The sequence below is a fragment of the Pantoea pleuroti genome (assembly GCF_014156615.1).
Taxonomy (GTDB): Bacteria; Pseudomonadota; Gammaproteobacteria; order Enterobacterales; family Enterobacteriaceae; genus Pantoea; species Pantoea agglomerans.
Map to the genome: position 1 here is coordinate 191,681 of NZ_SBFD01000001.1, position 25,660 is coordinate 217,340.

Annotated in this window: 27 protein-coding genes and 1 pseudogene; 15 read left to right on the forward strand and 13 right to left on the reverse strand. The window is 54.9% G+C overall.

Going from position 1 to position 25,660, the window contains the following annotated elements; genetic code table 11:
• Positions 1–85 precede the first annotated feature (85 nt).
• The 3 genes and pseudogenes from EPG66_RS23220 to rlmA form a co-directional block, all read left to right on the forward strand.
• A pseudogene (locus tag EPG66_RS23220) lies at positions 86–130 on the forward strand (DUF2627 domain-containing protein); the annotation flags it as partial.
• An 81-nt stretch (positions 131–211) separates the two neighbouring features.
• Complete coding sequence (cspE, locus tag EPG66_RS01025) at positions 212–421, forward strand: transcription antiterminator/RNA stability regulator CspE (RefSeq protein ID WP_003852684.1); 210 nt, start codon at positions 212–214, stop codon at positions 419–421.
• Between the two features lie 137 nt (positions 422–558).
• Positions 559–1,368 carry a 23S rRNA (guanine(745)-N(1))-methyltransferase gene (gene rlmA, locus EPG66_RS01030; RefSeq protein ID WP_031591383.1) on the forward strand — a complete coding sequence of 270 codons (810 nt, stop codon included), beginning with the start codon at positions 559–561 and terminating at the stop codon, positions 1,366–1,368.
• Here the strand turns inward: rlmA and EPG66_RS01035 are convergent.
• The 4 genes from EPG66_RS01035 to manX form a co-directional block, all read right to left on the reverse strand.
• Positions 1,365–1,823, reverse strand: a complete 459-nt coding sequence (locus tag EPG66_RS01035; RefSeq protein WP_022625541.1) for a DUF986 family protein — start codon at positions 1,821–1,823, stop codon at positions 1,365–1,367. The genes rlmA and EPG66_RS01035 overlap by 4 nt on opposite strands.
• A gap of 91 nt (positions 1,824–1,914) precedes the next feature.
• On the reverse strand, positions 1,915–2,760 hold the full coding sequence (locus EPG66_RS01040) for a PTS mannose transporter subunit IID (RefSeq protein WP_031591381.1): 846 nt from the start codon (positions 2,758–2,760) through the stop codon (positions 1,915–1,917).
• A 15-nt stretch (positions 2,761–2,775) separates the two neighbouring features.
• A complete protein-coding gene (locus EPG66_RS01045; RefSeq protein WP_010670765.1) occupies positions 2,776–3,576 on the reverse strand; it encodes a PTS mannose/fructose/sorbose transporter subunit IIC in 801 nt (266 codons plus the stop codon).
• Between the two features lie 63 nt (positions 3,577–3,639).
• Positions 3,640–4,602: a PTS mannose transporter subunit IIAB gene (gene manX / locus EPG66_RS01050; protein ID WP_039391002.1), complete on the reverse strand. Its 963-nt coding sequence runs from the start codon at positions 4,600–4,602 to the stop codon at positions 3,640–3,642.
• Positions 4,603–5,109: 507 nt separating this feature from the next.
• Between manX and EPG66_RS01055 the strand changes: the two genes are divergently transcribed.
• Positions 5,110–6,690, forward strand: coding sequence for a TerC family protein (locus tag EPG66_RS01055; RefSeq protein ID WP_031591377.1), 1,581 nt, complete (start codon positions 5,110–5,112; stop codon positions 6,688–6,690).
• Positions 6,691–6,830: 140 nt separating this feature from the next.
• Here EPG66_RS01055 and EPG66_RS01060 read toward each other — a convergent pair whose 3' ends face one another.
• From EPG66_RS01060 to pabB, 4 genes are all read right to left on the reverse strand, one after another.
• Positions 6,831–8,393 (reverse strand): EAL domain-containing protein, encoded by a 1,563-nt coding sequence (locus EPG66_RS01060; RefSeq protein ID WP_115758833.1) that lies wholly within the window; start codon positions 8,391–8,393, stop codon positions 6,831–6,833.
• Positions 8,394–8,618: 225 nt separating this feature from the next.
• A complete protein-coding gene (locus EPG66_RS01065) occupies positions 8,619–9,983 on the reverse strand; it encodes an L-serine ammonia-lyase (protein WP_182685749.1) in 1,365 nt (454 codons plus the stop codon).
• Between the two features lie 184 nt (positions 9,984–10,167).
• Positions 10,168–10,731 (reverse strand): CoA pyrophosphatase, encoded by a 564-nt coding sequence (locus tag EPG66_RS01070; RefSeq protein ID WP_022625545.1) that lies wholly within the window; start codon positions 10,729–10,731, stop codon positions 10,168–10,170.
• A complete protein-coding gene (pabB, locus tag EPG66_RS01075) occupies positions 10,715–12,094 on the reverse strand; it encodes an aminodeoxychorismate synthase component 1 (protein ID WP_083067897.1) in 1,380 nt (459 codons plus the stop codon). Before pabB ends, EPG66_RS01070 begins: the two co-directional genes overlap by 17 nt.
• Before the next feature lie 110 nt (positions 12,095–12,204).
• Here pabB and EPG66_RS01080 point away from each other — a divergent pair, with 110 nt between their 5' ends.
• Positions 12,205–12,399 (forward strand): YoaH family protein, encoded by a 195-nt coding sequence (locus EPG66_RS01080; protein WP_182685751.1) that lies wholly within the window; start codon positions 12,205–12,207, stop codon positions 12,397–12,399.
• Between the two features lie 12 nt (positions 12,400–12,411).
• Here the strand turns inward: EPG66_RS01080 and EPG66_RS01085 are convergent, their stop codons facing one another.
• Complete coding sequence (locus EPG66_RS01085; RefSeq protein ID WP_182685754.1) at positions 12,412–12,756, reverse strand: RidA family protein; 345 nt, start codon at positions 12,754–12,756, stop codon at positions 12,412–12,414.
• 67 nt (positions 12,757–12,823) lie between these two features.
• Positions 12,824–13,183 carry a hypothetical protein gene (locus EPG66_RS01090; protein WP_182685756.1) on the reverse strand — a complete coding sequence of 120 codons (360 nt, stop codon included), beginning with the start codon at positions 13,181–13,183 and terminating at the stop codon, positions 12,824–12,826.
• A gap of 345 nt (positions 13,184–13,528) precedes the next feature.
• Between EPG66_RS01090 and EPG66_RS01095 the strand changes: the two genes are divergently transcribed.
• From EPG66_RS01095 to rnd, 7 genes are all read left to right on the forward strand, one after another.
• Positions 13,529–13,696 (forward strand): hypothetical protein, encoded by a 168-nt coding sequence (locus EPG66_RS01095; RefSeq protein ID WP_167620267.1) that lies wholly within the window; start codon positions 13,529–13,531, stop codon positions 13,694–13,696.
• A 636-nt stretch (positions 13,697–14,332) separates the two neighbouring features.
• Entirely contained in the window at positions 14,333–15,070 is a 738-nt protein-coding gene (locus EPG66_RS01100; protein ID WP_069026362.1) for a carbonic anhydrase, read from the forward strand.
• A gap of 241 nt (positions 15,071–15,311) precedes the next feature.
• Positions 15,312–17,228, forward strand: coding sequence for a DNA repair helicase YoaA (yoaA, locus tag EPG66_RS01105; protein WP_182685758.1), 1,917 nt, complete (start codon positions 15,312–15,314; stop codon positions 17,226–17,228).
• Positions 17,229–17,272: 44 nt separating this feature from the next.
• Positions 17,273–17,971, forward strand: coding sequence for a tRNA (adenosine(37)-N6)-threonylcarbamoyltransferase complex dimerization subunit type 1 TsaB (tsaB, locus tag EPG66_RS01110; protein ID WP_182685760.1), 699 nt, complete (start codon positions 17,273–17,275; stop codon positions 17,969–17,971).
• 60 nt (positions 17,972–18,031) lie between these two features.
• Positions 18,032–18,628 carry a Slp family lipoprotein gene (locus EPG66_RS01115; protein ID WP_031592781.1) on the forward strand — a complete coding sequence of 199 codons (597 nt, stop codon included), beginning with the start codon at positions 18,032–18,034 and terminating at the stop codon, positions 18,626–18,628.
• 208 nt (positions 18,629–18,836) lie between these two features.
• Positions 18,837–20,513 (forward strand): long-chain-fatty-acid--CoA ligase FadD, encoded by a 1,677-nt coding sequence (fadD, locus tag EPG66_RS01120; protein WP_124890019.1) that lies wholly within the window; start codon positions 18,837–18,839, stop codon positions 20,511–20,513.
• 98 nt (positions 20,514–20,611) lie between these two features.
• On the forward strand, positions 20,612–21,733 hold the full coding sequence (gene rnd, locus EPG66_RS01125; protein WP_010670757.1) for a ribonuclease D: 1,122 nt from the start codon (positions 20,612–20,614) through the stop codon (positions 21,731–21,733).
• Between the two features lie 53 nt (positions 21,734–21,786).
• Here the strand turns inward: rnd and minE are convergent, their stop codons facing one another.
• Genes minE through minC form a run of 3 tightly spaced genes read right to left on the reverse strand, consistent with a single transcriptional unit; the run spans position 21,787 to position 23,613 of the window.
• A complete protein-coding gene (minE, locus tag EPG66_RS01130; RefSeq protein WP_008925314.1) occupies positions 21,787–22,056 on the reverse strand; it encodes a cell division topological specificity factor MinE in 270 nt (89 codons plus the stop codon).
• A 3-nt stretch (positions 22,057–22,059) separates the two neighbouring features.
• Positions 22,060–22,872: a septum site-determining protein MinD gene (gene minD / locus EPG66_RS01135; RefSeq protein ID WP_010260569.1), complete on the reverse strand. Its 813-nt coding sequence runs from the start codon at positions 22,870–22,872 to the stop codon at positions 22,060–22,062.
• A 33-nt stretch (positions 22,873–22,905) separates the two neighbouring features.
• On the reverse strand, positions 22,906–23,613 hold the full coding sequence (minC, locus tag EPG66_RS01140; RefSeq protein ID WP_031592776.1) for a septum site-determining protein MinC: 708 nt from the start codon (positions 23,611–23,613) through the stop codon (positions 22,906–22,908).
• Positions 23,614–23,768: 155 nt separating this feature from the next.
• Between minC and EPG66_RS01145 the strand changes: the two genes are divergently transcribed.
• From EPG66_RS01145 to EPG66_RS01155, 3 genes are all read left to right on the forward strand, one after another.
• On the forward strand, positions 23,769–24,044 hold the full coding sequence (locus tag EPG66_RS01145) for a YcgL domain-containing protein (RefSeq protein ID WP_010260572.1): 276 nt from the start codon (positions 23,769–23,771) through the stop codon (positions 24,042–24,044).
• A gap of 316 nt (positions 24,045–24,360) precedes the next feature.
• The gene (locus EPG66_RS01150) at positions 24,361–25,020 is read left to right on the forward strand and encodes a fumarylacetoacetate hydrolase family protein (RefSeq protein ID WP_069026359.1); all 660 of its coding nucleotides are present in this window, start codon (positions 24,361–24,363) and stop codon (positions 25,018–25,020) included.
• Between the two features lie 65 nt (positions 25,021–25,085).
• Entirely contained in the window at positions 25,086–25,532 is a 447-nt protein-coding gene (locus EPG66_RS01155; protein ID WP_010260578.1) for a YcgN family cysteine cluster protein, read from the forward strand.
• The last annotated feature ends 128 nt before the right edge of the window (positions 25,533–25,660 follow it).

Below are 25,660 nucleotides of genomic sequence, written 5' to 3' on the forward strand. Positions count from 1 at the left end.
TTATTTTTAGGATATGTGATAACAAATCCTGAGTTAAACGAGGTACAGTTCTGTTTATGCATGGCATCTTCTGTAAAGAAGGACGAGTAAAGACGTTGACGTTGAATACCGCTTCCTTGCCGAACCTTAATTAGTGCCTCATGCAGTAATGTCTCTGGTTTTTCTGTACGACAGCCTTCGGGCTAAATAAACATCTAAAGGAATTTGCAAAATGGCAAAGATTAAAGGTCAGGTTAAGTGGTTCAACGAGTCTAAAGGTTTTGGTTTTATCACCCCTGCTGACGGTAGCAAAGATGTGTTCGTACACTTCTCAGCTATTCAGGGCAATGGTTTCAAAACCCTGGCTGAAGGCCAGAGCGTTGAGTTCGAAATTCAGGACGGCCAGAAAGGCCCGGCAGCCGTTAACGTTACGGCTATCTGATTCAACTCCGCCTCGGTGCATTGCACCCTGACATGAAATCTCAAAGCCCTGGCTTCTCAGCCGGGGCTTTCTTTATGCTTCCGATGCGTAAACGTTAAGGTTACACTGCGCCGCGTTATCTGATGCCGGAGCACCCTATGTCCCTGATTTGCCCTCTTTGTCACTCTCCTCTCGCCTTTACTGCGCGCAGCTGGTGCTGCGAGAATCGCCATCAGTTTGACCAGGCGAAAGAAGGGTATGTCAATCTGCTGCCCGTTCAGCATAAACGGTCGCGTGAGCCGGGTGACAGTGCAGAGATGATGCAGGCACGACGCGAATTTCTTGAGGCAGGCTACTACCAGCCGCTGCGTGATCGGGTCGTCAGCCTGCTTGCGCCCGCGCTGAGCCAGCCAGAGTGTAAAATCCTGGATATCGGCTGTGGAGAAGGTTACTACACCGCCGCACTGGCTGACGCAGCAGGCGAGGCCGGGCAGGTCTATGGACTGGATGTCGCCAGAATGGCGATCCGGCTGGCAGCAAAGCGCTATCCGGCCGTGCGCTTCTGCGTCGCCTCCAGCCAGCGCTTACCCTTTGCCGATCACGCCCTGGATGCGGTTGTCCGAATTTACGCGCCCTGCAATGAAGCGGAACTGGCCCGCGTGCTGAAGCCGGGTGGCCTGGTACTGACCGTGACACCGGGCCCGCATCATCTGCAGCAGTTCAAGGCGCTGATTTACCGCGAAGTGCAGTTGCATGTGCCGGAGCAGAAAGCGTATCCCGGATTCCGGCAGGTGGCGCAGCATGCGCTGCGTTACCCGATGGCATTAACCGGCGCAGCCGCGACGACCCTGCTTCAGATGACGCCGTTCGCCTGGCGGGCGCGTGAAGAGGTCTGGCAGACCCTGCAGCAGAGCGAGCAGTTCAGCTGCGACGCCGACTTTACCCTGACTGTGTGGCAGCGCGACTAGCGCGCCTCGACCAGGGTGTTATAGATGCGCTCCAGATCGTCGAGTTGCTGCACCGCGATCAGCAGCCGACGCTGTTCCAGCTGAATCACCAGAATGCCATCCTCAGAGAGATTCATGCCCTGAATTCGCCGGTAATCGATCCAGACACCGGCGTAAAACAACCCCTCACTTTTCATCAGCAGCGTTGGCTTTCGCAGCCAGAATAGCCAGAACGCCAGAAAACTCAGCACCATCAGCAGTGAGGTGGTGAGCTGCGGGCCGTGATGGCTGACGTTATTCCACAGCAGGATCAGCAGCAGGCCGATGAAAATCAGGCTATCCAGCTTATGCTGCCTGCGCAGCGCAACCCGTAAGCGGGTCGGGCCGTGGCGACGCGGCAGAATCGCCTCATGATAAATGGCAAACCCCATCAGGGCGGCAATACAACACGCAATCAGCGCGTCGGTTAATGACATCACATCTACCTCAAACAGGGTGAGCTCAGCCGGTTGTGGCTCAGCTCACCACGCTTAAAAGCCGGGAGCACAGGCTCCCGGCCGGGTGAAATTACAGACCGAGCAAGCCGATCCAGTAACCAAAGATACCGATAGCAAAGAAGCCAACGATAATCCACAGCGCGTTCACTTTACGGCGTAACAGCCACATACAGCCAAAGGTCAGCAGCAGCGGCACCACGCCCGGCATCAGCTGATCGAGGATCGACTGTACGGTGGTGACGGTGGTTTTACCGGTCGAGTCGGTAATACGTGACACCACCAGCGGGATGTTAACGTGTGTCCACTTGTTGACCAGCGCCCCCATGACAAACAGGCCGAGAATCGACGCGCCCTCCGTGAGTTTCTGCAGAAAACCGCCGCCCATATCACTGACGATATCGATCCCTTTGCGATAGCCATAGGCCACGCCGTAGTAGCGGGTCAGCAGGCGTGCCAGGTTAAACAGCACAAAGAAGAGCAGCGGACCCAGCAGACTGCCACTCATGGCGATACCGGCTCCCAGCGCGGCAAACACCGGGCGCACCGTACCCCAGAAGATCGGGTCGCCGACACCGGCCAGCGGTCCCATCAGGCCGACTTTAAGGCCGTTAATCGCGCCATCGTCGATCGGTGCGCCGTTAGCACGCTGCTCTTCCATCGCCATAGTCACGCCAAGAACCGGCGCGGCCACATAAGGATGGGTATTAAAGAACTCCAGATGACGCTTGATCGCCTGCTTACGCTCATCATTGTTCTCAGGATAGAGACGGCGGATCACCGGCACCATTGAGAAGCAGAAGCCCAGCGCCTGCATGCGTTCAAAGTTCCATGAACCCTGGAACAGATTAGAGCGCAGAAAGACGGCGCGAACATCACCGGGTGTCAGTTTCTTTTCGACTTTCGTAATATCAACCATGTGCTCACCTGTTCCTTAATCGAGTTCGTTATCAAGATCGTTTGCGGTCGCAGCACCTGTTGGTGCTCCCGCCACACGGTTGTATTTCGGGCTGAGCTGAATGTAGAGCACCGCCATGACCACGCCAATGACGCCCAGCGCCACCAGGTTAAAGTTGGTAAAGGCCGCGGTGACGAAGCCCAGGTAAAAGAACGGCATCAGGTAGCCTGCGCGCATCATGTTGATGACCATCGCATAACCGACCACCACAATCATGCCACCGGCGATATTCAGGCCGTTGGTAACCACGTCCGGAATAGAGCTGAGCAAGGCGTGGACCGCACTGGTACCGACCGAAATCGCCACAATCAGCGCCGGGATGGCGATACGCATCGCCTGTAACAGCAGGGCAGAGACGTGGATCCAGGAGATGGCCGTGAGGTTACCTTTCTCTGCGGCTTTGTCAGCCGCATGCTGGAAGGCGACGGTCAGCGTACGCACGATAATGGTCAGTACCTGTCCGGCGGCGGCCAGCGGAATCGCCAGCGCAATACCGGCACCCACACTTTGGCCGCCAGCGATAACCAGGATGGTCGAGATAATGGAGGCGAGGGCGGCATCAGGAGCAACGGCGGCACCGATGTTCATCCAGCCCAGCGCAATCATCTCCAGCGTACCGCCGATAATAATGCCGGTTTTCATGTCACCCAGCACCATACCAATCAGGGTACAGGCCACCAGCGGGCGGTGAAACTGGAACTCATCCAGAATCGACCCCATACCGGCAATACAGGCGACAATAAAAATCAAAATAATTTGTAGCGAGGTTATTTCCATCATACTTCTTGTCCTCAGCAGGATAACCAGGAGCCCGGAAACACAGGCGCATAAGTGCTTCTGTTACGCGTTAACTTTCGCGATCAGATCCATCATTTTCAGTTTCTGGTCACTGGAAACTTTACGCACTTCCAGTTCAATATTGCGTTCATGGAGTTTGCGGAATGCGGCAATATCTTTTTCATCGACCGAGACCGCATTATTGACCTGGGTTTTCCCCTGGCGGAACGCCATACCGCCGATGTTGACGGTTTTAATATCAACACCCTGTTCCACCACGCGCAGTACATCGGTGGGGTTGGTAAACAGCAGCATCACGCGATCCTGACCATACTTCGGGTTGTTCCACACCCGCACCATCTTATCGACATCCACCACATGAGCCGTGACGCCGGGCGGAGCGACCTGTGTCAGCAGGGTTTTGCGCACATGATCGTTGGCCACTTCATCGCTGACGACGATAATGCGCTGAACGTTGGTCTCTTTTGTCCAGCGCGTCGCCACCTGCCCATGAATCAGACGGTCATCAATGCGTGTCAGCCCGATTTTCATGTGGTCACCGGGCGCCATCGGCTTAGCCGGTTGCGCCGCAGCGGCCGGTTTTGCCGCGGCTGGCGCCGGCGCTTCTTCTTTGGCTTTCAGGGCTTTGACCCCTTCACGGCCGGTCTCCACCGCCACGGCGACCAGCTCGTCAAAACCGGGATTGTCATCGCGCGCCATCAGCGTTTCGACCAGCATCGGGATATTGACCCCGGCGATGACCTCATACTGCGGTTTGTCGACCACGATGCGACTGGCCGCATTAAACGGACTGCCACCCCAGGTATCAACTAAAAACAGGACTCCCTGCGTCGTATCAAGTTCTGCCAGTCGTGCCTGATATTTTTCAATCAGCGTTTCTGCATTTTCACCGGGGACAAAATCTATCCAGCCGACATTGTCCTGCTCGCCCAACAGCATTTCTGCTGTTTTCAGCAGTTGTTCCGCTGCCCAGCCGTGTGTACCAATTACTATCGCAATGGTCACGTGCTACCTCCGTTCGCTAGAGATGCTCATCTGAGTCAATGAACTGTATTGAATTGCTTTGATGATCTGTTTAACCGGATGATTCGAATTATTGGTATAGCCTCGAAAAAACATGGGTTAACTACGTCAAGGCGGTAAAGTCGCGATTTATTTTAGTGATCGAAAAAATAAATTATGTGATGTCTGTCAGCTATTCATCCTGTGAAGTGGCCAGTAACCCTTTTTATGCGCCTGATCATCCGTCAGGCAGATTGTAAAAATAAGAAAATTTTTTGACGCAATTCGCCGACCTGATACATTAACGTTCTGTTTATTACTCAGGAGTAACGGGCTTCAGCCCACCTTTATGGATCGTCACCGACGTCGCTTAATCTGTTCTTTGCGCCTGCTGGCGCGTCACCCTTCGCCTCACGGCGTTTCCACCGCTTTCCCGACTACCTGCATGTCACGCTTTGCTGCGCTGATAAGCAGCACCGCGATCTGTTCCCTGTTCTGGAGTCATAAATAATGGAATTTTTATTCGACCCCTCAATCTGGGCGGGTTTACTGACGCTCGTGGTGCTGGAAATCGTACTCGGCATTGATAACCTGGTGTTTATTGCCATTCTGGCCGACAAACTGCCGCCGAAGCAGCGTGATAAAGCTCGCCTGATTGGCCTGTCACTGGCGCTGGTCATGCGTCTGGGTCTGCTGTCGCTGATCTCCTGGATGGTGACGCTGACGACGCCTCTCTTTAGCGTAGGCGGTTTCAGCTTTGCCGGTCGTGATTTAATTCTGCTGGCGGGTGGTCTGTTCCTGTTGTTTAAGGCGACCATGGAGCTGCACGAGCGGCTGGAGAACCGGCAGCTCGACGGATCCGGTAATCGGGGATATGCCAGTTTCTGGGCTGTCGTGACGCAGATCGTGGTACTGGACGCGGTCTTCTCGCTGGATGCTGTGATTACCGCCGTGGGTATGGTGAACCACCTGCCGGTGATGATGACCGCCGTGGTGATTGCGATGGGTGTGATGCTGCTGGCATCTAAGCCGTTAACCAACTTTGTTAATGCGCATCCGACTGTAGTGGTGCTCTGCCTGAGTTTCCTGCTGATGATCGGTCTGTCGCTGGTGGCAGAAGGCTTTGGTTTCCATATTCCTAAAGGCTACCTCTATGCGGCGATTGGCTTCTCGATTCTGATTGAGCTGTTCAACCAGGTTGCACGTCGTAACTTTATCCGCCATCAGTCAAATCGCCCGATGCGTGAACGCACCGCCGAAGCGATTTTACGCCTGATGGGGGGCCGCAACCGTGCCCAGAGCGCCAGCAATGGCAACACCAGCAGCAGCGAAGAGGCTGCGCTGGCGGAAGCGATGCCGCAGGAAGCGTTTAAAGATGAAGAGCGCTATATGATTAATGGTGTGCTGACGCTGGCTTCCCGCTCGATTCGCAGCATCATGACGCCGCGCGGTGAAATCTCCTGGGTCGATGCGAATCGGCCGGTTGATGAGATTCGCGGTCAGCTGCTTGATACGCCACACAGCCTGTTCCCGGTCTGTCGGGGTGAACTGGATGAAATTGTCGGCGTAGTGCGAGCCAAAGAGCTGCTGGTGGCGCTGGAACATGGTGTGGATGTGGCGACCTTTGCGGCCAATACACCGACTATCGTGGTGCCGGAGACGCTGGATCCGATCAACCTGCTTGGCGTGCTGCGTCGTGCCAAGGGCAGCTTCGTGATTGTCACCAATGAGTTTGGTGTGGTTCAGGGTCTGATTACGCCGCTGGACGTGCTGGAAGCGATTGCAGGTGAATTCCCGGATGAAGATGAAACGCCTGATATTATTGCAGATGGTGATGGCTGGTTAGTGAAAGGGGGGACCGATCTGCACTCGCTGCAGCAGTTGCTCGACTTCCATGAGCTGGTCGACCCGACAGAAGACCACGCCTCGCTGGCGGGCCTGCTGATTGAGCAGAAAGGGCAGTTACCGCTTCCTGGCGATGTGATTGATATTACTCCGCTGCACTTCCAGATTATCGAAGCGACCGACTACCGTATCGATCTGGTGCGTGTCACTAAAGATAAACCGCATGACGAGGATGAAGAGGGCTAATCGTTCTCGTTGATGCAGAGGCGCTGCCGGGCTTACCGGCCACGCTGAATTCTCCGACAGCCGCTGGCTCATTGCCGCGGCTGTTTTTTTGTCTGTGGCGTAAGGTCATCATGCAGGGCGAAACGGGGCTCAGGCTATTGTCACCTGCGGGCATCAGCCTGATGCTGCGCCAGCCACGCCGGGAAGTCCTGTAGCGGCATCGGGCGGGCAAAATAGTAGCCCTGCAGATGATCCACACCGCGTTCGCGCAGATAGGCCGCCTGCTCAGCCGTCTCCACGCCTTCGGCCACCAGACTGATATTCAGGCGCTGGGCCAGCGAAATCACCATATCCGTCACCGTGGCATTAATCGCGTCAGTGCCGATGGCTGCGGTGAAAATCTTGTCGATTTTCAGCACATCTGGCTGCAGATCTTTCAGGTAGGAGAGTGAGCTGTGACCGGTGCCAAAATCATCAATCGCCAGCCGGACACCGATGTCGTGCAGTTGCGCAATCACCGACTGGTCCACGACCGGCAGGGCATCGCGCTCTGTGAGCTCCACCACCAGTTTCTGCACCGGATTGGCAGGCCACCACAGGTTGTGCAGATCTTCCAGAATGGCGTGGTCGCGGAAGTGGCTGGCGGCAACATTAATGGCGATATGGAACGCGGGATCGTCGGGCAACTGCGGTAACTGTCTCACCACCTCATTCAGTACAAAGCGCGTCAGCGGTTTGATCAGGTTCTGTCGTTCGGCCAGGGGAATAAAGACATCCGGTGCAATCCAGCCCTGACGGGGATTATGCCAGCGCAGCAGTAACTCAATACCGTCGCACTCACCGCTTTTGGTGTTGATTAGCGGCTGGCAATAAACCATAAACTCACGGGCCGTAATGCCATAACTGATTTGCCAGCTCAGGCTCATGCGATTTGCGGTCGCCAGCCAGACGATGTAACCCATAAGCAGGCTCAGCAGCAGCGCCAGCGGGAGCTGTGAGGGAAGCGTCGCCAGCGCCAGGCGGGTCGGAGAGGGGCCATAGAGGGTAAGCGTAAACGGATAGCGCAGCGAGCCCTGCTCATAGCTCACTTCGTCTTCTGACGGCACCGTGGGCTCGATCAGCGGATTGCCATACTCCAGGCTCTCCCCGTTGACGTTAAAGACGGCGCGCTCAACCCAGGGCAACTGCGGCTCCAGCAGATAATTGCTCATCATTTCGATGTTGATCACCTGCAAAATCCCGGAGCGGTTATCCAGGCTCTTTGGGGTCCACAGCAGTAAAATGGGCGAGCCTTTCAGCAGATAATCATCGGTTGCCAGCGTCATGCGCTGACTGTTAAAGGCTAAGTCAGGGTAAGTCTGGCTAAAGGGGATGGTGCGCGGCCCATAAATACTGGAGCAGTAGAGCACGTCGTTATCCACCAGCAGAATCGCCCGGACCGTCTGCAGGGAAGAAATTTTTTCGATGAGTGGAAAGCGAACATCCGGACAGGGAACGCCGACCAGACCCAGCGTATTATTGGCTGAAACCTCCAGCGGTGAAAACATCCGGTCAAACCGCATAATCGCTTTATCGGCGAAATCCATCGCCTGCTGCTCGATTCGTGACTTCTCTTCGATATAGCGAAAGGCCAGGGTTAATATCAGCACCACGGTGGCGATCGACAGCGTTATCAGCACACGCTTGCGTCTGAATTGTCCAACATTTTGCTGGGCCATAAACATCTGTATCCACCTTCCCAAAAAGCCAGTAAAAAGCAAAACACAACGGGGTGAGTATCGGCACGGTCAGATCAACATTGAGGCCGGAATGCAGAAAAGCGGGTCTGGAAAGTTGCGTATGCCGGACGGCTGCGCGGAAATCACTCTACCGGTTAAACCTGCGCTGAGATAGCGCAGGATGCGGATTTTATTACGTTTGCACGTTTTTTATTCAGTTAATCGTTTCGCTTAATCACACTGAACTTTAATCGCCAGACCGCCACGTGAAGTTTCACGGTATTTGGCGTTCATATCTTTGCCGGTTTCATACATTGTCTCGATAACCTTATCCAGCGAGACGCGGGGCTCGCTGGTGCGCCGAAGTGCCATGCGCGCCGCGTTAATTGCTTTAACCGAGGCGATAGCATTGCGCTCAATGCAGGGCACCTGAACCTGACCGGCTACCGGGTCACAGGTCAGTCCAAGGTTATGTTCCATACCGATTTCAGCCGCCACGCAGACCTGCTCCGGACTGCCGCCCAGCAGTTCAGCCAGACCGGCCGCGGCCATAGAACAGGCGACACCCACTTCACCCTGGCAGCCCACTTCCGCGCCTGAAATAGAGGCGTTCATTTTATACAGCACGCCTATAGCGCCAGAGGCGAGGAAATAGCGCAGGAAAATGTCGGGTGTCACCGGCTCAATGAAGTGATCGTAGTAAGCCAGCACCGCAGGCACGATACCGCAGGCACCGTTAGTGGGCGCGGTCACCACGCGGCCTCCCGCGGCGTTCTCTTCGTTGACGGCCAGCGCATACATATTGATCCAGTCGATAACTATCATTGGATCGCTGGAGTGCTTGTCAGAGGAGGTCAGCAGGCGACGCAGGGAGGCAGCACGGCGCGGCACGCGCAGTGGCCCTGGCAACACGCCTTCGGTATTGAGACCGCGGTCGATACAGGCCTGCATCGTCTGCCAGATGTTTGTGAAATAGGCATGGATCTCATCGCGGCTGTGCAGCGCCAGCTCATTTTTCATCACCAGACCTGAGAGTGACAGGCCGGTTTCACGACAGTGAGCCAGCAGATCTTTGGCGGAGTGGAACGGCCAGGGCACAGAGACTTCATCCAGTGCCGACTGCCCGAAGTGCTCTTCATCAACAATGAAGCCGCCGCCAACGGAGTAATAGGTTTTTGACAGGATCAGCAGGTCGCCCGCAAACGCGAGCAGGCGCAGGCCATTTTCATGCAGCGAGAGGTTCTCACTGCGAAATACCATGCCGCCTTCGCGCGGGAAATCCACTTCGTGTGCGCCTTTCGCCAGCAGCAGTCGCTCACGCTGCTCAACATCTTTAATAAAGGCGGGGATCGCATCGATATCCACCGTATCCGGCGATTCGCCCGCCAGACCCATAATAATGGCGATATCAGTGTGATGGCCTTTGCCGGTCAGAGAGAGAGAACCGTAAACATCCACGGCGATCCGGGTGATCTCCTGCAGCTTTTCCTGTTCGCACAGCAAATCCACAAACTGTTTACCTGCTTTCATCGGGCCGACAGTATGCGAACTTGAGGGGCCGATGCCCACTTTGAACATGTCGAAAACACTAATCACAGGTGACACTCCTCACAATTATTCTCAGTCTGCCGGGGCAGTTTATGGCGCCCATAGTAATGGTCATGCACCAGGAAAGAGCAGCTTTTCGCATGAAATAAACTTATCAAAACGGATAGAAAAAATTATAGCGCAGCGCGCCAGTAACCTGACGGGCCGGAGAGAGGAAAAAATGAGATAGGTCTCAGAATGCGATCTGAGCACTCAGTGATCGGATAATTCCCGCGGTCATGCCCCACACCAGATAATCCTGATAGCGCGACAGCCAGACCGGATGGCGAACGCCAGCCCGATGCACTTCCAGCGCACTGTAGCGGCTGAGCTGCAAAGCCTCGGCCAGCGGCATCTCAAAGGCGCTGCTCACCTCATCCGGATTAATCGTTAACCGCAGATCGGCAGGAATGATCCCCAGTACCGGCGTCACCTGAAAGCCGGTGCTGCTTGTCACGGCGGGCAGTGCGCCTAATACCTCGACCTGATGCGGCTCAATGCCAACCTCTTCCTGTGCTTCACGCAGTGCTGTGGCGATGAGCGATGCGTCAGTGTCATCCTGCATCCCGCCGGGAAAGGCGACCTGTCCGGCATGTTTGCGCAGGGCATGTGAGCGCTGCGTCAGCAACAGACCGGGTTCAGGCCGTGCCACAATCGGCACCAGCACCGCCGCATGGCGCCCGGATAGCAATTGTGTGCTGCGGGCAGGCTGCTGCAACAGAAAACGGCTGCGGAAATCATCAAGCGTCAGGGCCAACTGAACCTCCGGTTTGTTCCAGTGCCGGTAAGATCCGGCTGACTTTGTCGAGTGTTTCCTGATACTCCGCTTCGGGATCGCTGTCTGCGACAAGCCCGCCGCCCGCCGCACAGTAGAGCTGCTGACCTTCAGCGATCAGCGTGCGAATGGTGATGCTGGTATCCATCCGGCCACACAGGCTGAGATAACCGATGCTGCCGCACCAGGCATTGCGCCGCTGCGGCTCCAGTTCATCAATAATCTCCATCGCCCGAATCTTGGGTGCACCGGTAATCGAGCCGCCCGGAAAACAGGCGCGCAGCAGATCGGTGGCCTGCAGGGTATCAGGCAGCTGCGCCCGCACCGTGCTCACCAGGTGGTGCACGGCGGGGAAGGGTTCAACCACAAACAGTTGCGGCACCGTGACCGAGCCGGGTACCGCCACGCGGCCAATATCGTTGCGCAGCAAATCGACAATCATCAGGTTTTCGGCCCGATCTTTTTCCGCATGGCGCAGCGACTCAGCCTGTTGCGCATCAGCAATCGGATCGTCACAGCGTGGCCGGGTACCTTTGATCGGTCGGGTTTCGATCTGTTTATTATTCAGCGACAGAAAGCGCTCCGGTGACAGGCTGAGGATTGCGCTTTCCGGCAGACGCAGAAAAGCGCTGAACGGCGCGCGGTTAGCTGTGTTGAGTATACTGAACGCCTGCCACTCATCACCCTGGTAACCGGCCTGAAAGCGCTGCGCCAGATTAACCTGATAACAGTCACCCGCCTGAATATAGGCCTGAACCGCCGCAAAACGCGCAGCGTAATCTGCATAGCTCAGGTTGGAGCGCCAGCGGCTGGTCAGTGAAAAGGGCACGGCCTCGCGCGCAGGCCATTGCGCCAGCCAGGCGGCGCGTTCTTCCGCGCTCTTTAACGCCACCAGCGTCAGGGTCTGCTGATGATGATCGGCAATCAATGCCCAGTCATAGATACCCACCGCCATGTCAGGCGTGGTGAGATCGGCTGCGGCCTGCTGAGGCAGCGACTCAAACCGGCGGCCCAGATCATAACCAAACAGGCCCAGCGCACCGCCCTGAAACGGCAGGGCATCACAGGCAGCCGGCGTCACGCCCAGCGCATCACACTGCTGCTGCACCAGCAGCAGGGGATCGGCGGTTGATTCGGTCGTGCCGGTCGGGTCGCTGAGCGTAGTCATCGTACCGCGGGTCACCAGGGTGGCGCGGGGATCGGCGGTCAGAATATCAAAGCGGTTATCGCTGTGGTTCGCCTGCGCGGAGGAGAGCAGCATCGCCCAGGGCAGATGGGCAATCGGGGCAAAACGCTGAGTCAGCGCATCCGGGGTATAATCAAGACTGAGGGTTTCAACAATCATCGGGCAGAGAAATCAGAGAGCAAAGAGGCGGTCAGACTGCCATATTTTTTCCTGACTGGCACCTGTTAGTTCCGCGTGGGATACTGTCTGCCCCAACGCAGGAGTGAAACATGTTTATAGGAATACCGGCTCTCTCTCATGAGCAGCAGCAGCAGGCCGTCGAACGTATTCAGGAATTGATGGCGGGAGGTTTGTCGAGCGGTGAAGCGATAACCCAGGTGGCGCAGGAGATCCGACAAAATTTCAAGGGCGAACGGATTCGGGCGCTATTCGAAGACGAAGATGAAGAAAACGAAGACGAATAACGCCCGGCGTTTTTAACGTGCAGCGATAATTTTAATTTCGATTTTGTACTTCGGATTCAACAGCCCGGCCTGTACCGTGCAGCGCACCGGCGCATTACCTGGAGAGACCCATGCGTCCCATGCGCGGTTCATCGCAGGGAAATCGGCCTTATCCACCAGAAACAGAGTCACATCAAGGATTTTGCTTTTATCGCTACCGAGCCGTGTCAGAATCGCATCAATTACTGCCAGCGCATTGGCTGTCTGCGCTTCTGCGTCGGCATCCAGATTCTCAGGCACACTGGTGTAATAGATCGTGTCGTTGTGGATCACGGCTTCGGACATACGGTGTTCCGGGTCAATGCGGGTAATACTCATCGGTTTCTCCCTGGTTAATTGCGCATTAGCCTGGCACACTCCCGACATCGCTGTCACCCCTTACGCCTTACAGGCAGCGCTCAACAATCGCCTGTCTGTCCGCCATCACCTGAGGCGCCATCCGGAAAGTCGTGAAATATTTCACATCAGACCCTTTTCGGCGGGGCGACACATCCGCAAAAATCGAATCTTCCCAGGTGAAAACGCTGATCTCGCTGCCGTCAGGCTGGGTGTGAGTGGTGTTATCTCTGGCAATGACGCTGGTGGTGGACCAGCCGCGATAAATACAGTCGCTGAGCTGAGGGACGGTGCGGGTGCTTTGACCCTGAAAAACAGGCTGCTGCTGACGAGCCTGATCAGGCGTGGGTGCCTGGCAGCCGCAGAGCAGCAGCACGCCAGCCAGAGAGCCGATGCGGAAATAGTTCATATATTCCTCCGCCTGAGTCAGGCAGTCGGGTTAGGGCCATCTGTTTAACATCGCCTGAACGGCAATGTTTAACCAGTCTCAGCACGTCAGCCTACGGGTGCCACATCCCAACGGTAAGCTGATTTAATCATTATAATCCGCGCGTTTATTTCCTGGCTGCGTTCCTCTGCATTTGCAGACTGCATCACACTGTTACGCTTGCAGCTTCTGGAGTGGAGTGAGTGTTATTGATCGTGCCTGCAATTGACGTTAACGGCCTGGCACCAGAACGAATCAGGGCGCGCAACCGGCTTAAAAATGTTATAAATCAGCCGTGAAATCGCGCCACAGGATGAGGATTAGAGAATGGCGAATACGCAGTATCTGTTTTGGGTTATGGCTGGCGCGCTGACGCTGCTGTTTATTGTTATCGGGGCCTTTGTGGGTTTATCCAAAGGCACTAAGCAGGGAGTGATCACCTTTGCGGTGCTGTTCATCATCATGCTGGCAGGCGCACTTTACATACACCATTAGCACCGGGCGGTGAGGTCATTTTCAGTCTCTTACAGCAATTTTACGTTTGGCTCACACTTCAGGCGAAAAATATGCGACCGGTATGACGGTTAACTATGCTCAGTTGAAATAGCAGAATTGCTATTTATCACCGGAGGTAATTATGTCTGAACGTCCTGATTACGATGAACCGCTGCCAGATGATGCTGAGATCTATCCGGAAGACGAAGAAGAGGATGAGGAAGACGATCTGTCAGAAAAGGATGTTTAGCCGTCTGACAAGGTTGTCTGACGACGTTCTGGTCTTCTGAATGCTGGCTTATACCGCAAAACCGCGAGTGCAGTTTTGCGGTTTCTCAGGTTCTTCGTGTCGCCTCTCTCCGTGCTGTTTCAGGCTTACGCCTGCTAATAAATCCCTTGCTAAAATTGCGACATGGTAAATTCCCGCAGAAAGTTTGGTTTATTCAGATAATCCTGGAAAATAATCCGCTTAGATAAAGTAATTTAATCAACGATGTTAATTAAATTAACATCGATAAAAATTATAAACTCTTTATTCGTTCTGATTTTGATTTAACGCATTTAGTCACCTTGCTGACTCCGCAGTGAGCGGAATAGTATCCCTGCCGCAAATAAGCCTATTAAGCAGGGATAAAAATGAAATTACCAAAAATGTTAAGTCTGGTTGTGGCGCTTTCTACCCTTAACGTAGCCGGTGCGGCGGAACCGCACTGGACGTACGAAGGCAAAGCTGGCCCGGAACACTGGAGCGAACTGACCAGTGACTTCCACATCTGTCACGAAGGTAAGTCCCAGTCGCCAATCAATATTAAAGATCCGATTGAGGGACATTTACAGGCACTCGATCTGGCCTACCATACGTCGGCTGAGAAGGTGATCAACAATGGCCACACGATTCAGGTGACCGTTGATGAAGAAGATGATTTTGTACTGGATAGTGAAAAGTTCACGCTGCGTCAGTATCACTTCCATACGCCGAGTGAGAACCAGATCAATGGGCACACCTTTCCCCTTGAAGCCCACTTTGTACACAGCAAAGAAGATGGCGATCTGGCCGTGGTCGCGGTGATGTTTGAGGTCGGTAAAGAGAACCCGGCGCTGGCACCCTTGATCGACGCTATGCCGAAAAAGGAAAACCAGCAGGTAACCATTAATCGCCAGGTAAATTTACGCGATCTCTTCCCGGAAGATCTGCACTATTATCGTTTCAGCGGCTCCCTGACGACGCCGCCCTGCAGCGAAGGGATCCGCTGGCTGGTGATGAAACAGCCGGTTACGCTCTCTCAGGCGCAGCTCGACGCCTTTAAACAGGCGTTGAAAACCACCAACAATCGTCCGTTGCAGCATCTCAATGGGCGCATGATTGTAGAGTAGTTACAGCGATTTCTGCTGCCTCTCGCGGTGCGACTCTCCATCAGGCATCCCGGTGCGGCGAGCGCTTCTCTTCAGGCGGCCCCGTGCCGCCTTTTTCTCATCTTTCAGACGCGATCCTGAGCCACTGGTTGCCACACTTCCAACGGCAAAAAATAGACAAGCCATTGATAATTATCAATTTTGCTTTGTTGATCCAATACTGACATAATTACAGTGTTTTTGCCGTTCTTAGTGAGGGTATGTGGCAGACGATTTTGCAGTGGATGGCGCGCTGGCGCTGGCGATCGCAGGCTTTAAGCCGCGTGAAGCACAGCGTGAGATGGCGCAGGCGGTATCTGAAGCCGTAAAACAGCAGGGTGAACTGGTGGTTGAGGCCGGTACCGGCACCGGAAAAACCTATGCCTACCTGGCTCCCGCTCTGCGGGCCGGTAAAAAAGTGATTGTCTCCACCGGATCCAAGGCGCTGCAGGATCAGCTCTATGGTCGCGATCTGCCCACGATGATCAAGGCGCTGGATTTCAAAGGTAAAACGGCCTTACTGAAAGGGCGCTCCAACTACCTTTGCCTGGAACGCATGGAACAGCAATCGATGGCGGGCGGCGATCTCACCGCGCAGGGGCTGACCGATCTGGTGACGCTGCGCAGCTGGTCATCGCAGACGGAAGATGGCGACATCAGCAGCTGTGCGGGCGTGACCGAAGACAGCCCGGTCTGGCCGCTGGTCACCAGCACCAACGATAACTGCCTCGGCACTGACTGCCCGCGCTATAAAGAGTGTTTTGTGGTCAGGGCGCGTAAACGCGCTATGGACGCCGATGTGGTGGTCGTGAACCACCATCTCTTTCTTGCCGACCTGGTGGTGAAAGAGGGCGGCTTTGGTGAACTTATTCCCGAAGCTGATGTGATGATCTTCGATGAAGCCCATCAGCTGCCCGATATCGCCAGTCAGTATTTTGGTCAGCAGCTCTCCAGCCGCCAGTTACTCGATCTCGCCAAAGATATTATTACCGCCTACCGCACCGAAGTGCGTGATGCCCAGCAGTTGCAGAAATCCGCTGACCGCCTGGCGCAGTGCGCGCAGGATTTTCGCCTGTCATTAGGCGATCCCGGCTATCGCGGTAACCTGCGTGTACTGCTGAGCGATAACAACATCCTGCGGATGTTTACGCTGCTGGATGATGCGCTTGAACTCTGTTACGACGTTATCAAACTCTCACTGGGCCGTTCAGCCCTGCTGGATGCTGCCTTCGAGCGGGCCGCGCTCTACCGTGGCCGGTTAAAACGGCTGCGGGCGATTAACGAACCGGGCTACAGCTACTGGTATGAATGTACCTCACGTCACTTTATCCTGGCGCTGACGCCGCTCTCGGTGGCAGAACGCTTCCGTGAAGTAATGGACAATCGTAAGGCTGCCTGGATCTTCACCTCAGCCACCCTGGCGGTGGATGAGAAAATGGCACACTTCGCCGAACGGCTGGGTGTGAATGCAGCGAAAAGCCTGATTCTGAACAGCCCGTTCGACTTTGCGAAGCAGGCTCTGCTCTGCGTACCGCGCAATCTGCCTGAGCCTAACCGTCCGGGAGGTGCACGCCAGCTGGCCGCCATGATGAAGCCGCTGATTGATGCTAATAAAGGCCGCTGCTTCTTTCTGTGCACATCGCACCTGATGATGCGTGAGCTGGCCGCGGAATTTCGCGCCTCTATGACGCTACCCGTGCTGGTGCAGGGTGAAACCAGCAAGGGTCAGTTGCTGAAACAGTTCATCGACAAGGGCAATGCCCTGCTGGTGGCGACCAGCAGTTTCTGGGAAGGCGTGGATGTGCGGGGTGATGCGCTGTCGCTGGTGATCATCGATAAACTGCCGTTTACCTCACCGGAAGATCCGCTGTTGAAAGCCAGAATGGAAGATTGCCGGATTCGTGGCGGCGATCCCTTTACGGATGTGCAGCTGCCGGATGCGGTGATCACCCTGAAGCAGGGCGTGGGACGTTTAATCCGCGATACCGACGATCGTGGCGTACTGGTCATTTGCGATCAGCGTCTGGTTTCACGTCCTTATGGCGCGCTGTTTCTCAATAGCCTGCCGCCGACGCCGCGCACCCGGGACATTGCCCGCGCCATCGCCTTTATCCGCCAGCAACCCGAACCAGACGCGTAATTTTATGCTAAGATGCGCGCCGTTTTCTTTCTTCTGAGGTAGTCATGTCAGCCCGAATTTTAGCGCTGGATACGGCGACAGAAGCCTGTTCAGCCGCCTTGCTGAATCAGCAACAGATTGATGCCCGATTCGAAATTGCCCCGCGCGATCATACCCAGCGTATTTTACCGCTGATCGAAGAGCTACTGCTGGCACAGCAGCTGGAACTGACCGATCTGGACGCGCTCGCCTTTGGTCGCGGCCCTGGCAGTTTCACCGGCGTGCGGATTGGCATTGGCATTGCGCAGGGCCTGGCACTGGGCGCTTCACTGCCAATGATCGCAGTTTCCACGCTGGCAACGCTGGCGGAAGGCGCATGGCGTCTGCACGGTGCTACCCGCGTATTAACCGCTATTGATGCGCGGATGGGCGAGGTCTACTGGGCCGAATATCAACGTGATGAACAGGGTGCCTGGCAGGGTGAGGCCAGCGAAAGCGTGCTGTCGCCCGAAGCGGCACTGGCACGGATGCAGGCGCTCTCCGGCGAATGGATGATCGCAGGCACCGGCTGGCAGGCTTATCCTGACCTGCAGCAGGGACACGAGCTAACCCTGAATGCCAGTGAGGTTACGCTGCCCGCCGCAGAAGATATGCTGCCGCTGGCGACCCTTGCGCTGGCGCAGGGGAAGACGCTACTGCCGGAAACGGCGGAGCCCACTTATCTGCGTAATGAAGTCGCCTGGAAAAAATTACCTGGCCGGTAAAATGCACGCAACTTATTGTTATGCGTCCAGTCTAACTCTTTACCTAACGGGAGAACGTCTATGTCGTCAATGTGTGGTAAAGGGCTTTCAGGTCTGTTGCTGACCTGTGTGCTGGCGTTAACCGGTTGTGTCTCAATTCCTGACACGCTGCAGGGCAGCTCACCTCAGCCGCAGCAGGATCTGTTGCGGGTCATGAGCGATCCTTCGCTCTTTGTCGGGCAGGAATCGCGCTTTGGCGGCAAGGTAGTGAATGTCACTAACCTGAACGGCAAAACCCGGCTTGAGATTGCTGCACAGCCGCTGGATGATAGCGCCAGACCGCGTCTGGGTGCGGCCTCGGTTGGCCGGATTTATGCCGATATCCGCGGGTTTGTTGATCCGGTGGATGTCAGAAATCAGTATGTGACGGTGCTGGGTACCCTGAAGGGGACGGAGCAGGGCAAAATTGGCGAAGCGGATTACAAATTTGCGGTCATCGATGTGCGCGGTTATCAGCGCTGGCGACTTACCCAGCAGGTGACAGCACCACCCCAGCCGATGGATCCCTGGATCTGGTATGGTCCGACCCGCCATCGCGGCGGATACTGGGGCCCGAATCCCTACTGGGGAATGATGAACAGTGGGCCGGCAGAGGTGCAGACCATTCTGACCGAGTAAGTGAAAAAACATTTAATTATCAGCCCGGTCGCGGTGCTCGCTGCCGGGCTTTTTATTTGCCTGTTTTATCAGCACGAAATTTAGTGATGCACTTCGCAACCTCAACATGCCAAAACAGGCAAACTGGTACAATCAGTTAAAATATTGTTAACAAACCAGATTGGCTGAGGCAGCGATGGAAATACAACATAATTATCGGGGTGGATCCTTGAATAAGGTTTGGCTGAAACGCTACCCGGCAGATGTGCCTGCCGAAATAAGTGCAGATCGTTACACCTCGCTGGTGGATCTGTTTGAGCAGGCCGCAAAACGCTATGCCGATCAACCCGCGTTCCTGAACATGGGTCAGAAGATGAGTTATCGTCAGCTGGAAGAGAAGAGCCGCGCTTTTGCCGCCTATCTTCAGCAACAGCTGGGCCTGAAAGCGGGTGACCGGGTGGCGCTGATGATGCCTAATTTGCTGCAGTATCCGGTGGCCCTGTTTGGTGTGCTGCGTGCGGGTATGGTGGTGGTCAATGTCAATCCGCTCTATACGCCGCGCGAGCTGCAGCATCAGCTCAATGACAGTGGGGCCAGTGCGATTGTCATTGTCTCGAATTTTGCGCACACGCTGGAAAAAGTGGTGGCGAAAACCGCTGTGCGGCACGTTATCCTGACCCGGATGGGCGATCAGCTGGCGCCGATAAAAGCGACGCTGGTTAACTTTGTCGTTAAGTATGTGAAGAAGCTGGTGCCCAAATACCATCTGCCGGGGGCTATCTCATTTCGCCACGTACTGGAAGTCGGCGAAACGCTCAATTATCAACGCCCGACGGTCTCCAATGACGATCTCGCCTTCCTGCAATATACCGGTGGCACCACTGGCGTAGCCAAAGGGGCGATGCTGACCCATCGCAACATGCAGGCGAATCTTGAACAGACCCGCGCGACCTACGGCAAAGTGCTGCGCGACGGTAAAGAGTGTGTCGTTACCGCGCTGCCGCTTTATCACATTTTCGCCTTAACGGTGAATGGCCTGCTGTTCCTGGAGCTGGGCGGTCAGAATCTGTTGATCACCAATCCGCGCGATATCCCCGGCTTTGTTAAAGAGCTGGGGAAATTTCCGTTTACCGCCATTACCGGCGTGAACACGCTGTTTAACGCGCTACTCAACGATGAGCAGTTCAATAAACTCGATTTTTCAACGCTGCGTCTTTCCGCCGGTGGCGGAATGGCGGTGCAGAAAGTGGTGGCCGAGCGCTGGGAAAAACTGACCGGACACTATCTGCTGGAAGGCTATGGCCTGACAGAGTGTTCTCCGCTGGTGTCAGTCAATCCCTATGACATCAGCTGCCATACCGGCAGTATCGGTCTGCCGGTGCCCTCGACAGATGTGCTTATTCTGGATGACGACGGCAATGAAGTCGCTCCGGGTGAACCGGGCGAACTTTGCATCAGCGGCCCGCAGGTGATGCTGGGCTACTGGCAGCATCCGGAAGCGACAGCGGAAGTGCTGAAAAATGGCTGGCTCCACAGCGGTGATATTGTTACCGTTGACCAGGAAGGCTTTATTCGCATCGTTGACCGTAAAAAAGATATGATTCTGGTATCAGGTTTTAATGTCTATCCGAATGAAATCGAAGACGTGCTGATGCAGCATCCTAAAGTGCGTGAAGCCGCGGCTATCGGTGTCCCCAGCGATCTTTCTGGCGAAGCGGTAAAAGTCTGCATCGTGAAAAAAGATGCGTCGCTGACCAAAGAAGAGGTGCTCGATCACTGTCGCCGTCAGCTGACCGGTTACAAGGTGCCGAAAATCATTGAGTTTCGTGATGAGTTGCCTAAAACCAATGTCGGCAAGATCCTGCGGCGTGAGCTGCGCGACGAGGCGAAACCCGGCGCGAGCTGAATCCGGGCAGAAATTGAGGTTGAACGCCGGCATGTCCGGCGTTTTTATTGTTTTTAACATGGAGCGCCGCGCGTTGTTGGCTGCGGTGGAAATCAGACGTGAACTATTCCCTTATCGACCAGGATGATCAACTGGCAGACGTGTGTCAGAAAGCGCGCCAGCACGCGGCGGTGGCCCTGGATACCGAATTTGTCCGCACCCGCACTTACTACCCTCAGCTTGGTCTGATCCAGCTGTTCGACGATCAGCAACTGGTGCTGATTGACCCGCTGAATATCCGTGACTGGTCACCCTTTATTGCCTTGCTGACCGACACCAGCGTCACCAAATTCCTGCATGCCGGTGGTGAAGATCTGGAAGTCTTCCTGCACCGTTTCGGCGTGCTGCCGACGCCCATGATCGATACCCAGATTCTGGCGGCATTCTCTGGCCAGCCGCTCTCCTGGGGTTTTGCCTCAATGGTGGCACATTTCACTCAGGTCGAACTCGATAAAAGTGAATCACGCACGGACTGGCTGGCGCGCCCTCTGACCCAGCGTCAGTGCGAGTATGCGGCGGCGGACGTTCACTATCTGCTGCCGATTGCCCGTCAGCTGATGATCAATACGGAAGAGGCCGGCAATATGGCGGCGGCCCTCAGTGAGTGCGATAACCTGTGTCAGCGTCGTCTGGATAGCCTGTCGCCGGATGAAGCCTGGCGGGATATTACCAATGCCTGGCAGTTGCGTCCGCGTCAGCTGGCGGCGTTGCAGCGACTGGCAGCGTGGCGTCTGAAGCTGGCGCGTGAAAAAGATATGGCCGTTAACTTTGTGGTGCGCGAAGAGCACCTGTGGAAAGTAGCGCGCTTTATGCCAGGCTCACTGGGCGAGCTGGATCATCTGGGGCTGTCAGGCCACGAGATTCGTTTCCACGGCAAAGCGCTGGTGGCGCTGGTGGCAGAAGCTGAGGCGCTGGATGAGAGCGAACTGCCGGCTCCGCTGGGCAATCTGATTGACCATCCGCACTACAAGCCAGTGTTTAAAGCGATGAAAGCGCTGGTGCAGCAGGTGAGCGAGCAGAGTGGATTCAGTCAGGAGCTACTGGCGTCACGACGTCAGATTAATCAGGTATTAAGTCAGCACTGGGGCCTGAAGCCGCAGGGACGTCAGCCGGAGTTACTTACCGGATGGCGGGGCGAACTGCTGAAACCCGGCATTGAGGAAATTCTGGCGGGTTGTTAACCGGTTAAATTTCCCCTGCCAGAGCGCAGGGGAAATTCAGCAAACGGTCAGCGTCATTTAGTCACTTCATCCGTTTCCGGCAGCGTCACGTTCAGCTCCAGAATCGAGATATCATCACCTTTCTGGTCGAGCTGAACCGTTACCATTTCTGGATCGATCTTCACATATCTGCAAATCACTTCCAGAATGTCGCGCTTAAGTTGCGGAAGATAGTGGGGCTCACTGTCGCCCCTTCTCCGTTCTGCCACGATAATCTGCAGCCTTTCCTTGGCTATGTTGGCAGTGTTCTTCTTCCGGGATAAAAAGAAATCAAGTAATGCCATGGTTTATCCCCCGAACAGGCGTTTCAGGAAACCCTTCTTCTCTTCTTCGATAAAGCGGAAGGGGCGTACTTCACCGAGCAACCGTTCAACGGTATCGGCATAGGCTTTGCCAGCATCAGATTCGCCGTCAAGAATCACCGGTTCGCCCTGGTTAGAGGCACGTAACACCGATTGATCTTCAGGGATCACGCCGACCAGAGGAATGCGCAGGATCTCCAGCACATCTTCCATGCTCAGCATATCGCCACGGTTCACCCGGCCAGGGTTATAGCGGGTCAGCAGCAGATGCTCCTTCACCGGGTCCTGACTGTTTTCAGCGCGACGGGATTTGGATGAGATGATGCCGAGGATGCGGTCGGAGTCGCGGACAGAAGAGACTTCCGGGTTGGTAGTAATAATGGCTTCATCGGCAAAGTAGAGCGCCATCAGTGCGCCCGTTTCAATCCCTGCCGGTGAGTCACAGACGATGAAATCGAACTCCATCTTAGCCAAATCGTTCAGAACTTTTTCAACACCCTCACGGGTCAGCGCATCTTTATCACGGGTCTGTGACGCAGGCAGAATGTAGAGCTGCTCCGTGCGTTTGTCGCGAATCAGCGCCTGGTTCAGTGTGGCATCGCCCTGGATCACGTTAACGAAGTCGTAGACCACACGGCGCTCACAGCCCATGATCAAATCCAGGTTACGCAGACCGATATCAAAATCGATCACAACTGTCTTTTTGCCTTTCTGCGCTAAACCGGTGGCGATGGCCGCGCTTGACGTGGTCTTACCAACGCCCCCTTTACCGGATGTAACTACAATAATGCGTGCCATAAATGTTGATTTCCTTAACAAAAGAAAAGGGGCCTAATTAAGTGTCTGGATAGTCAGCGCGCCATCCTGCAGGCACAGACGCGCAGCTTTACCAAAAAATTCTTGCGGGATCTGATCCATGATCCAGTACTCTCCGGCAATCGAGACCAGCTCGGCAGCCAGGTTGGTACAGAAAATCTGGCAGTTGCGGTCACCGCTGGCACCCGCCAGGGCGCGACCGCGCATCATGCCGTAAATGTGAATATTGCCATCGGCGACCAGTTCGGCGCCGGCGCTGACGCTGCTGGTGATGATCAAATCGGCGTCACGCGCATAAATCTGCTGGCCCGAGCGCACCGGGGTGTTCACGATGCGGGTTTTCGTTGCTACCGTTTCGGTTACAGCCGGCAGCGGTTCTGGTATCGGCTGCGGCGCGGCGGCTTGCGGTCTGGCCTCTTTACCTTCTGCCAGCACGGGCAGGCCGGCACGGGCGATCATACGTTTCAGCGCTTCATCTTTGCAGCCGCTTACGCCGACAATGCGTAAACCGGTGGCGAGAACCGCCTGTTGCAACTGTTTCCAGTTTACATCGGCACTTAATGTCGAGACGTTAAGTACCACCGGCGCGTTTTTCAGGAAATCTGGAGCCTGGTCAATCTTGTCCTGGAGTGCCTTGCGAATCACCGCAGGGTCATGGTGATGCAAATGGACGACAGACAGGGTGAAACTGCTACCTTTGAATTCGATTGGCGTTTGCGACATCTGTCCCGACTCAGTCCTGTTTTCACTACCGAAAGCCTGGCGATGATAAAATCATCGTTGAAGCGCTAACGGTGAATATTCGAAGTTCTGCAAGCATGTTATAGTTACAGCTATATTCAGACAAGCCTCAACGCCGGTTAATTCGAGTAAAAAATATGTTTTGTGTGATCTACAGAAGCCCGTTACGTGACCAGACTTATCTCTATGTTGAAAAAAAGGACGATTTCTCGCGCGTTCCGGAAGAATTGCTGAAAGGCTTTGGCAAGCCGCAGCTGGCGATGGTGCTTAAGCTGGCGGGGCGGGACAGGCTGGCTAATGCGGATATCAATAAAGTTAAGCAGGGATTGAGCGAGCAGGGCTATTATTTACAGCTCCCTCCGCCGATTGAAAGTCTCCTCAACATTCATTTACAGGCCGATAAAAAACTTTAACTCGGATTCTTCTGTAAATATAAATCCTGTCGGTGCGATCCAGGCAGGATAATATTGCTCTGATGCTGCGCAAAATTAACGGCGCAGCTTATCTGTTTGACCCCTTTTTAAATTCCCTGCTCAATTTTTTCTCCTGATTTGTACGATTATTCAGCACTTCAACGCCTGCATTTACGCTTTCTGACAAATTACGCACCCCGGACCGTTAAAAGGATCTTATTATCACGCTATGAGGTTGGCATTTCGATCAACGCATGAGCAAACATCAACCCGCCAGCAGCGCTGGCATCACACCTAACCTGAACAGGGGATGAGCATGTATCAGCATCGTAACTGGCAAGGCGCTCTGTTAGATTTTCCGGTCAGCAAAGTGGTTTGCGTCGGGAGTAATTATGCAAAGCACATTAAAGAGATGGGCAGCGCAACCCCAACCGAACCGGTGATCTTTATCAAGCCGGAAACGGCGCTGTGTGATTTAAGTCAGCCGCTCTCTATTCCCGACGCGTTCGGCGAGGTCCATCATGAAGTTGAACTGGCGGTGCTGATCGGCGCGACACTGAAGCAGGCGACCGATGCGCATGTGGCTAAGGCAATTGCAGGTTATGGTGTGGCGCTGGATCTGACACTGCGTGACCTGCAGGCCGGGCTGAAAAAAGCGGGCCAGCCGTGGGAAAAATCCAAAAGCTTTGATAACGCCTGTCCTGTCTCCGGTTTTATCCCGGTGACGGAATTCAGTGGCGATCCGCAAAACGTCGAGCTTAAATTGCTGGTGAACGGTGAGGTACGTCAGCAGGGCAACACCGCGGATATGATTCATAAAATCCTGCCGCTGATTGCCCATATGAGCCACTACTTTACGCTGCGGGCAGGCGATGTGATTCTGACCGGTACGCCAGAAGGGGTAGGCCCGATGCGCTCGGGTGACCAGCTGGAAGTTTCACTGGCGGGTCATGGCATCAGCACGCGCGTACTCTAAAAACTTGCATCACCGCCGCATAGGCTTTATAAGGTGCGGTTTAGGCACAATCCGGACAAATCATCATGACTGACACCCCTTTCTGGCAACAAAAACGCCTGGCACAAATGAGCGATGAGGAATGGGAATCATTGTGTGATGGTTGTGGACAGTGTTGCCTGAACAAATTGCAGGACGCCGACACCGATGAGATCTACTTCACCAATGTCGCCTGTGATCAGCTCAATATTAAAACCTGCCAGTGCCGTAACTATGAGCGCCGCTTCGAGCTTGAAGAGGATTGCATCAAGTTAACGCGCGAAAATCTGACGACCTTCAACTGGCTGCCGCGCACCTGCGCTTACCGGCTGCTGGGTGAGGGCAAAGATTTACCCGTATGGCATCCGCTGCGGGCCGGTTCGAAAACAGCGATGCATGCGCAGCGTATTTCGGTGCGGTATATTGCGGTGCGTGAGAGTGAAGTGCGGGACTGGGAAGATCACATCATTGATCGCCCCGATCGCAACGGCTAAGTGCCGCGCTATCAATCTGAATTGAAAAAAGGCTGCCAGTGGCATAATGCCAGTCAGTTAAGATGAGATTTGTAAAGGCTGTCACGGTCAAACGTGGCAGCTTTTTTTATGGGCGAGCGAGCCGCAGT

Coding starts and splice junctions, on each gene's coding strand:
- cspE (WP_003852684.1), top strand. CDS start 212: ATGGCAAAGATTAAAGGTCAGGTTAAGTGGTTCAACGAGTCTAAAGGT.
- rlmA (WP_031591383.1), top strand. CDS start 559: ATGTCCCTGATTTGCCCTCTTTGTCACTCTCCTCTCGCCTTTACTGCG.
- EPG66_RS01035 (WP_022625541.1), bottom strand. CDS start 1,823: ATGTCATTAACCGACGCGCTGATTGCGTGTTGTATTGCCGCCCTGATG.
- EPG66_RS01040 (WP_031591381.1), bottom strand. CDS start 2,760: ATGGTTGATATTACGAAAGTCGAAAAGAAACTGACACCCGGTGATGTT.
- EPG66_RS01045 (WP_010670765.1), bottom strand. CDS start 3,576: ATGGAAATAACCTCGCTACAAATTATTTTGATTTTTATTGTCGCCTGT.
- EPG66_RS01055 (WP_031591377.1), top strand. CDS start 5,110: ATGGAATTTTTATTCGACCCCTCAATCTGGGCGGGTTTACTGACGCTC.
- EPG66_RS01060 (WP_115758833.1), bottom strand. CDS start 8,393: ATGTTTATGGCCCAGCAAAATGTTGGACAATTCAGACGCAAGCGTGTG.
- pabB (WP_083067897.1), bottom strand. CDS start 12,094: ATGATTGTTGAAACCCTCAGTCTTGATTATACCCCGGATGCGCTGACT.
- EPG66_RS01080 (WP_182685751.1), top strand. CDS start 12,205: ATGTTTATAGGAATACCGGCTCTCTCTCATGAGCAGCAGCAGCAGGCC.
- EPG66_RS01085 (WP_182685754.1), bottom strand. CDS start 12,756: ATGAGTATTACCCGCATTGACCCGGAACACCGTATGTCCGAAGCCGTG.
- EPG66_RS01090 (WP_182685756.1), bottom strand. CDS start 13,183: ATGAACTATTTCCGCATCGGCTCTCTGGCTGGCGTGCTGCTGCTCTGC.
- EPG66_RS01095 (WP_167620267.1), top strand. CDS start 13,529: ATGGCGAATACGCAGTATCTGTTTTGGGTTATGGCTGGCGCGCTGACG.
- EPG66_RS01100 (WP_069026362.1), top strand. CDS start 14,333: ATGAAATTACCAAAAATGTTAAGTCTGGTTGTGGCGCTTTCTACCCTT.
- tsaB (WP_182685760.1), top strand. CDS start 17,273: ATGTCAGCCCGAATTTTAGCGCTGGATACGGCGACAGAAGCCTGTTCA.
- EPG66_RS01115 (WP_031592781.1), top strand. CDS start 18,032: ATGTCGTCAATGTGTGGTAAAGGGCTTTCAGGTCTGTTGCTGACCTGT.
- minE (WP_008925314.1), bottom strand. CDS start 22,056: ATGGCATTACTTGATTTCTTTTTATCCCGGAAGAAGAACACTGCCAAC.
- minD (WP_010260569.1), bottom strand. CDS start 22,872: ATGGCACGCATTATTGTAGTTACATCCGGTAAAGGGGGCGTTGGTAAG.
- minC (WP_031592776.1), bottom strand. CDS start 23,613: ATGTCGCAAACGCCAATCGAATTCAAAGGTAGCAGTTTCACCCTGTCT.
- EPG66_RS01145 (WP_010260572.1), top strand. CDS start 23,769: ATGTTTTGTGTGATCTACAGAAGCCCGTTACGTGACCAGACTTATCTC.
- EPG66_RS01150 (WP_069026359.1), top strand. CDS start 24,361: ATGTATCAGCATCGTAACTGGCAAGGCGCTCTGTTAGATTTTCCGGTC.
- EPG66_RS01155 (WP_010260578.1), top strand. CDS start 25,086: ATGACTGACACCCCTTTCTGGCAACAAAAACGCCTGGCACAAATGAGC.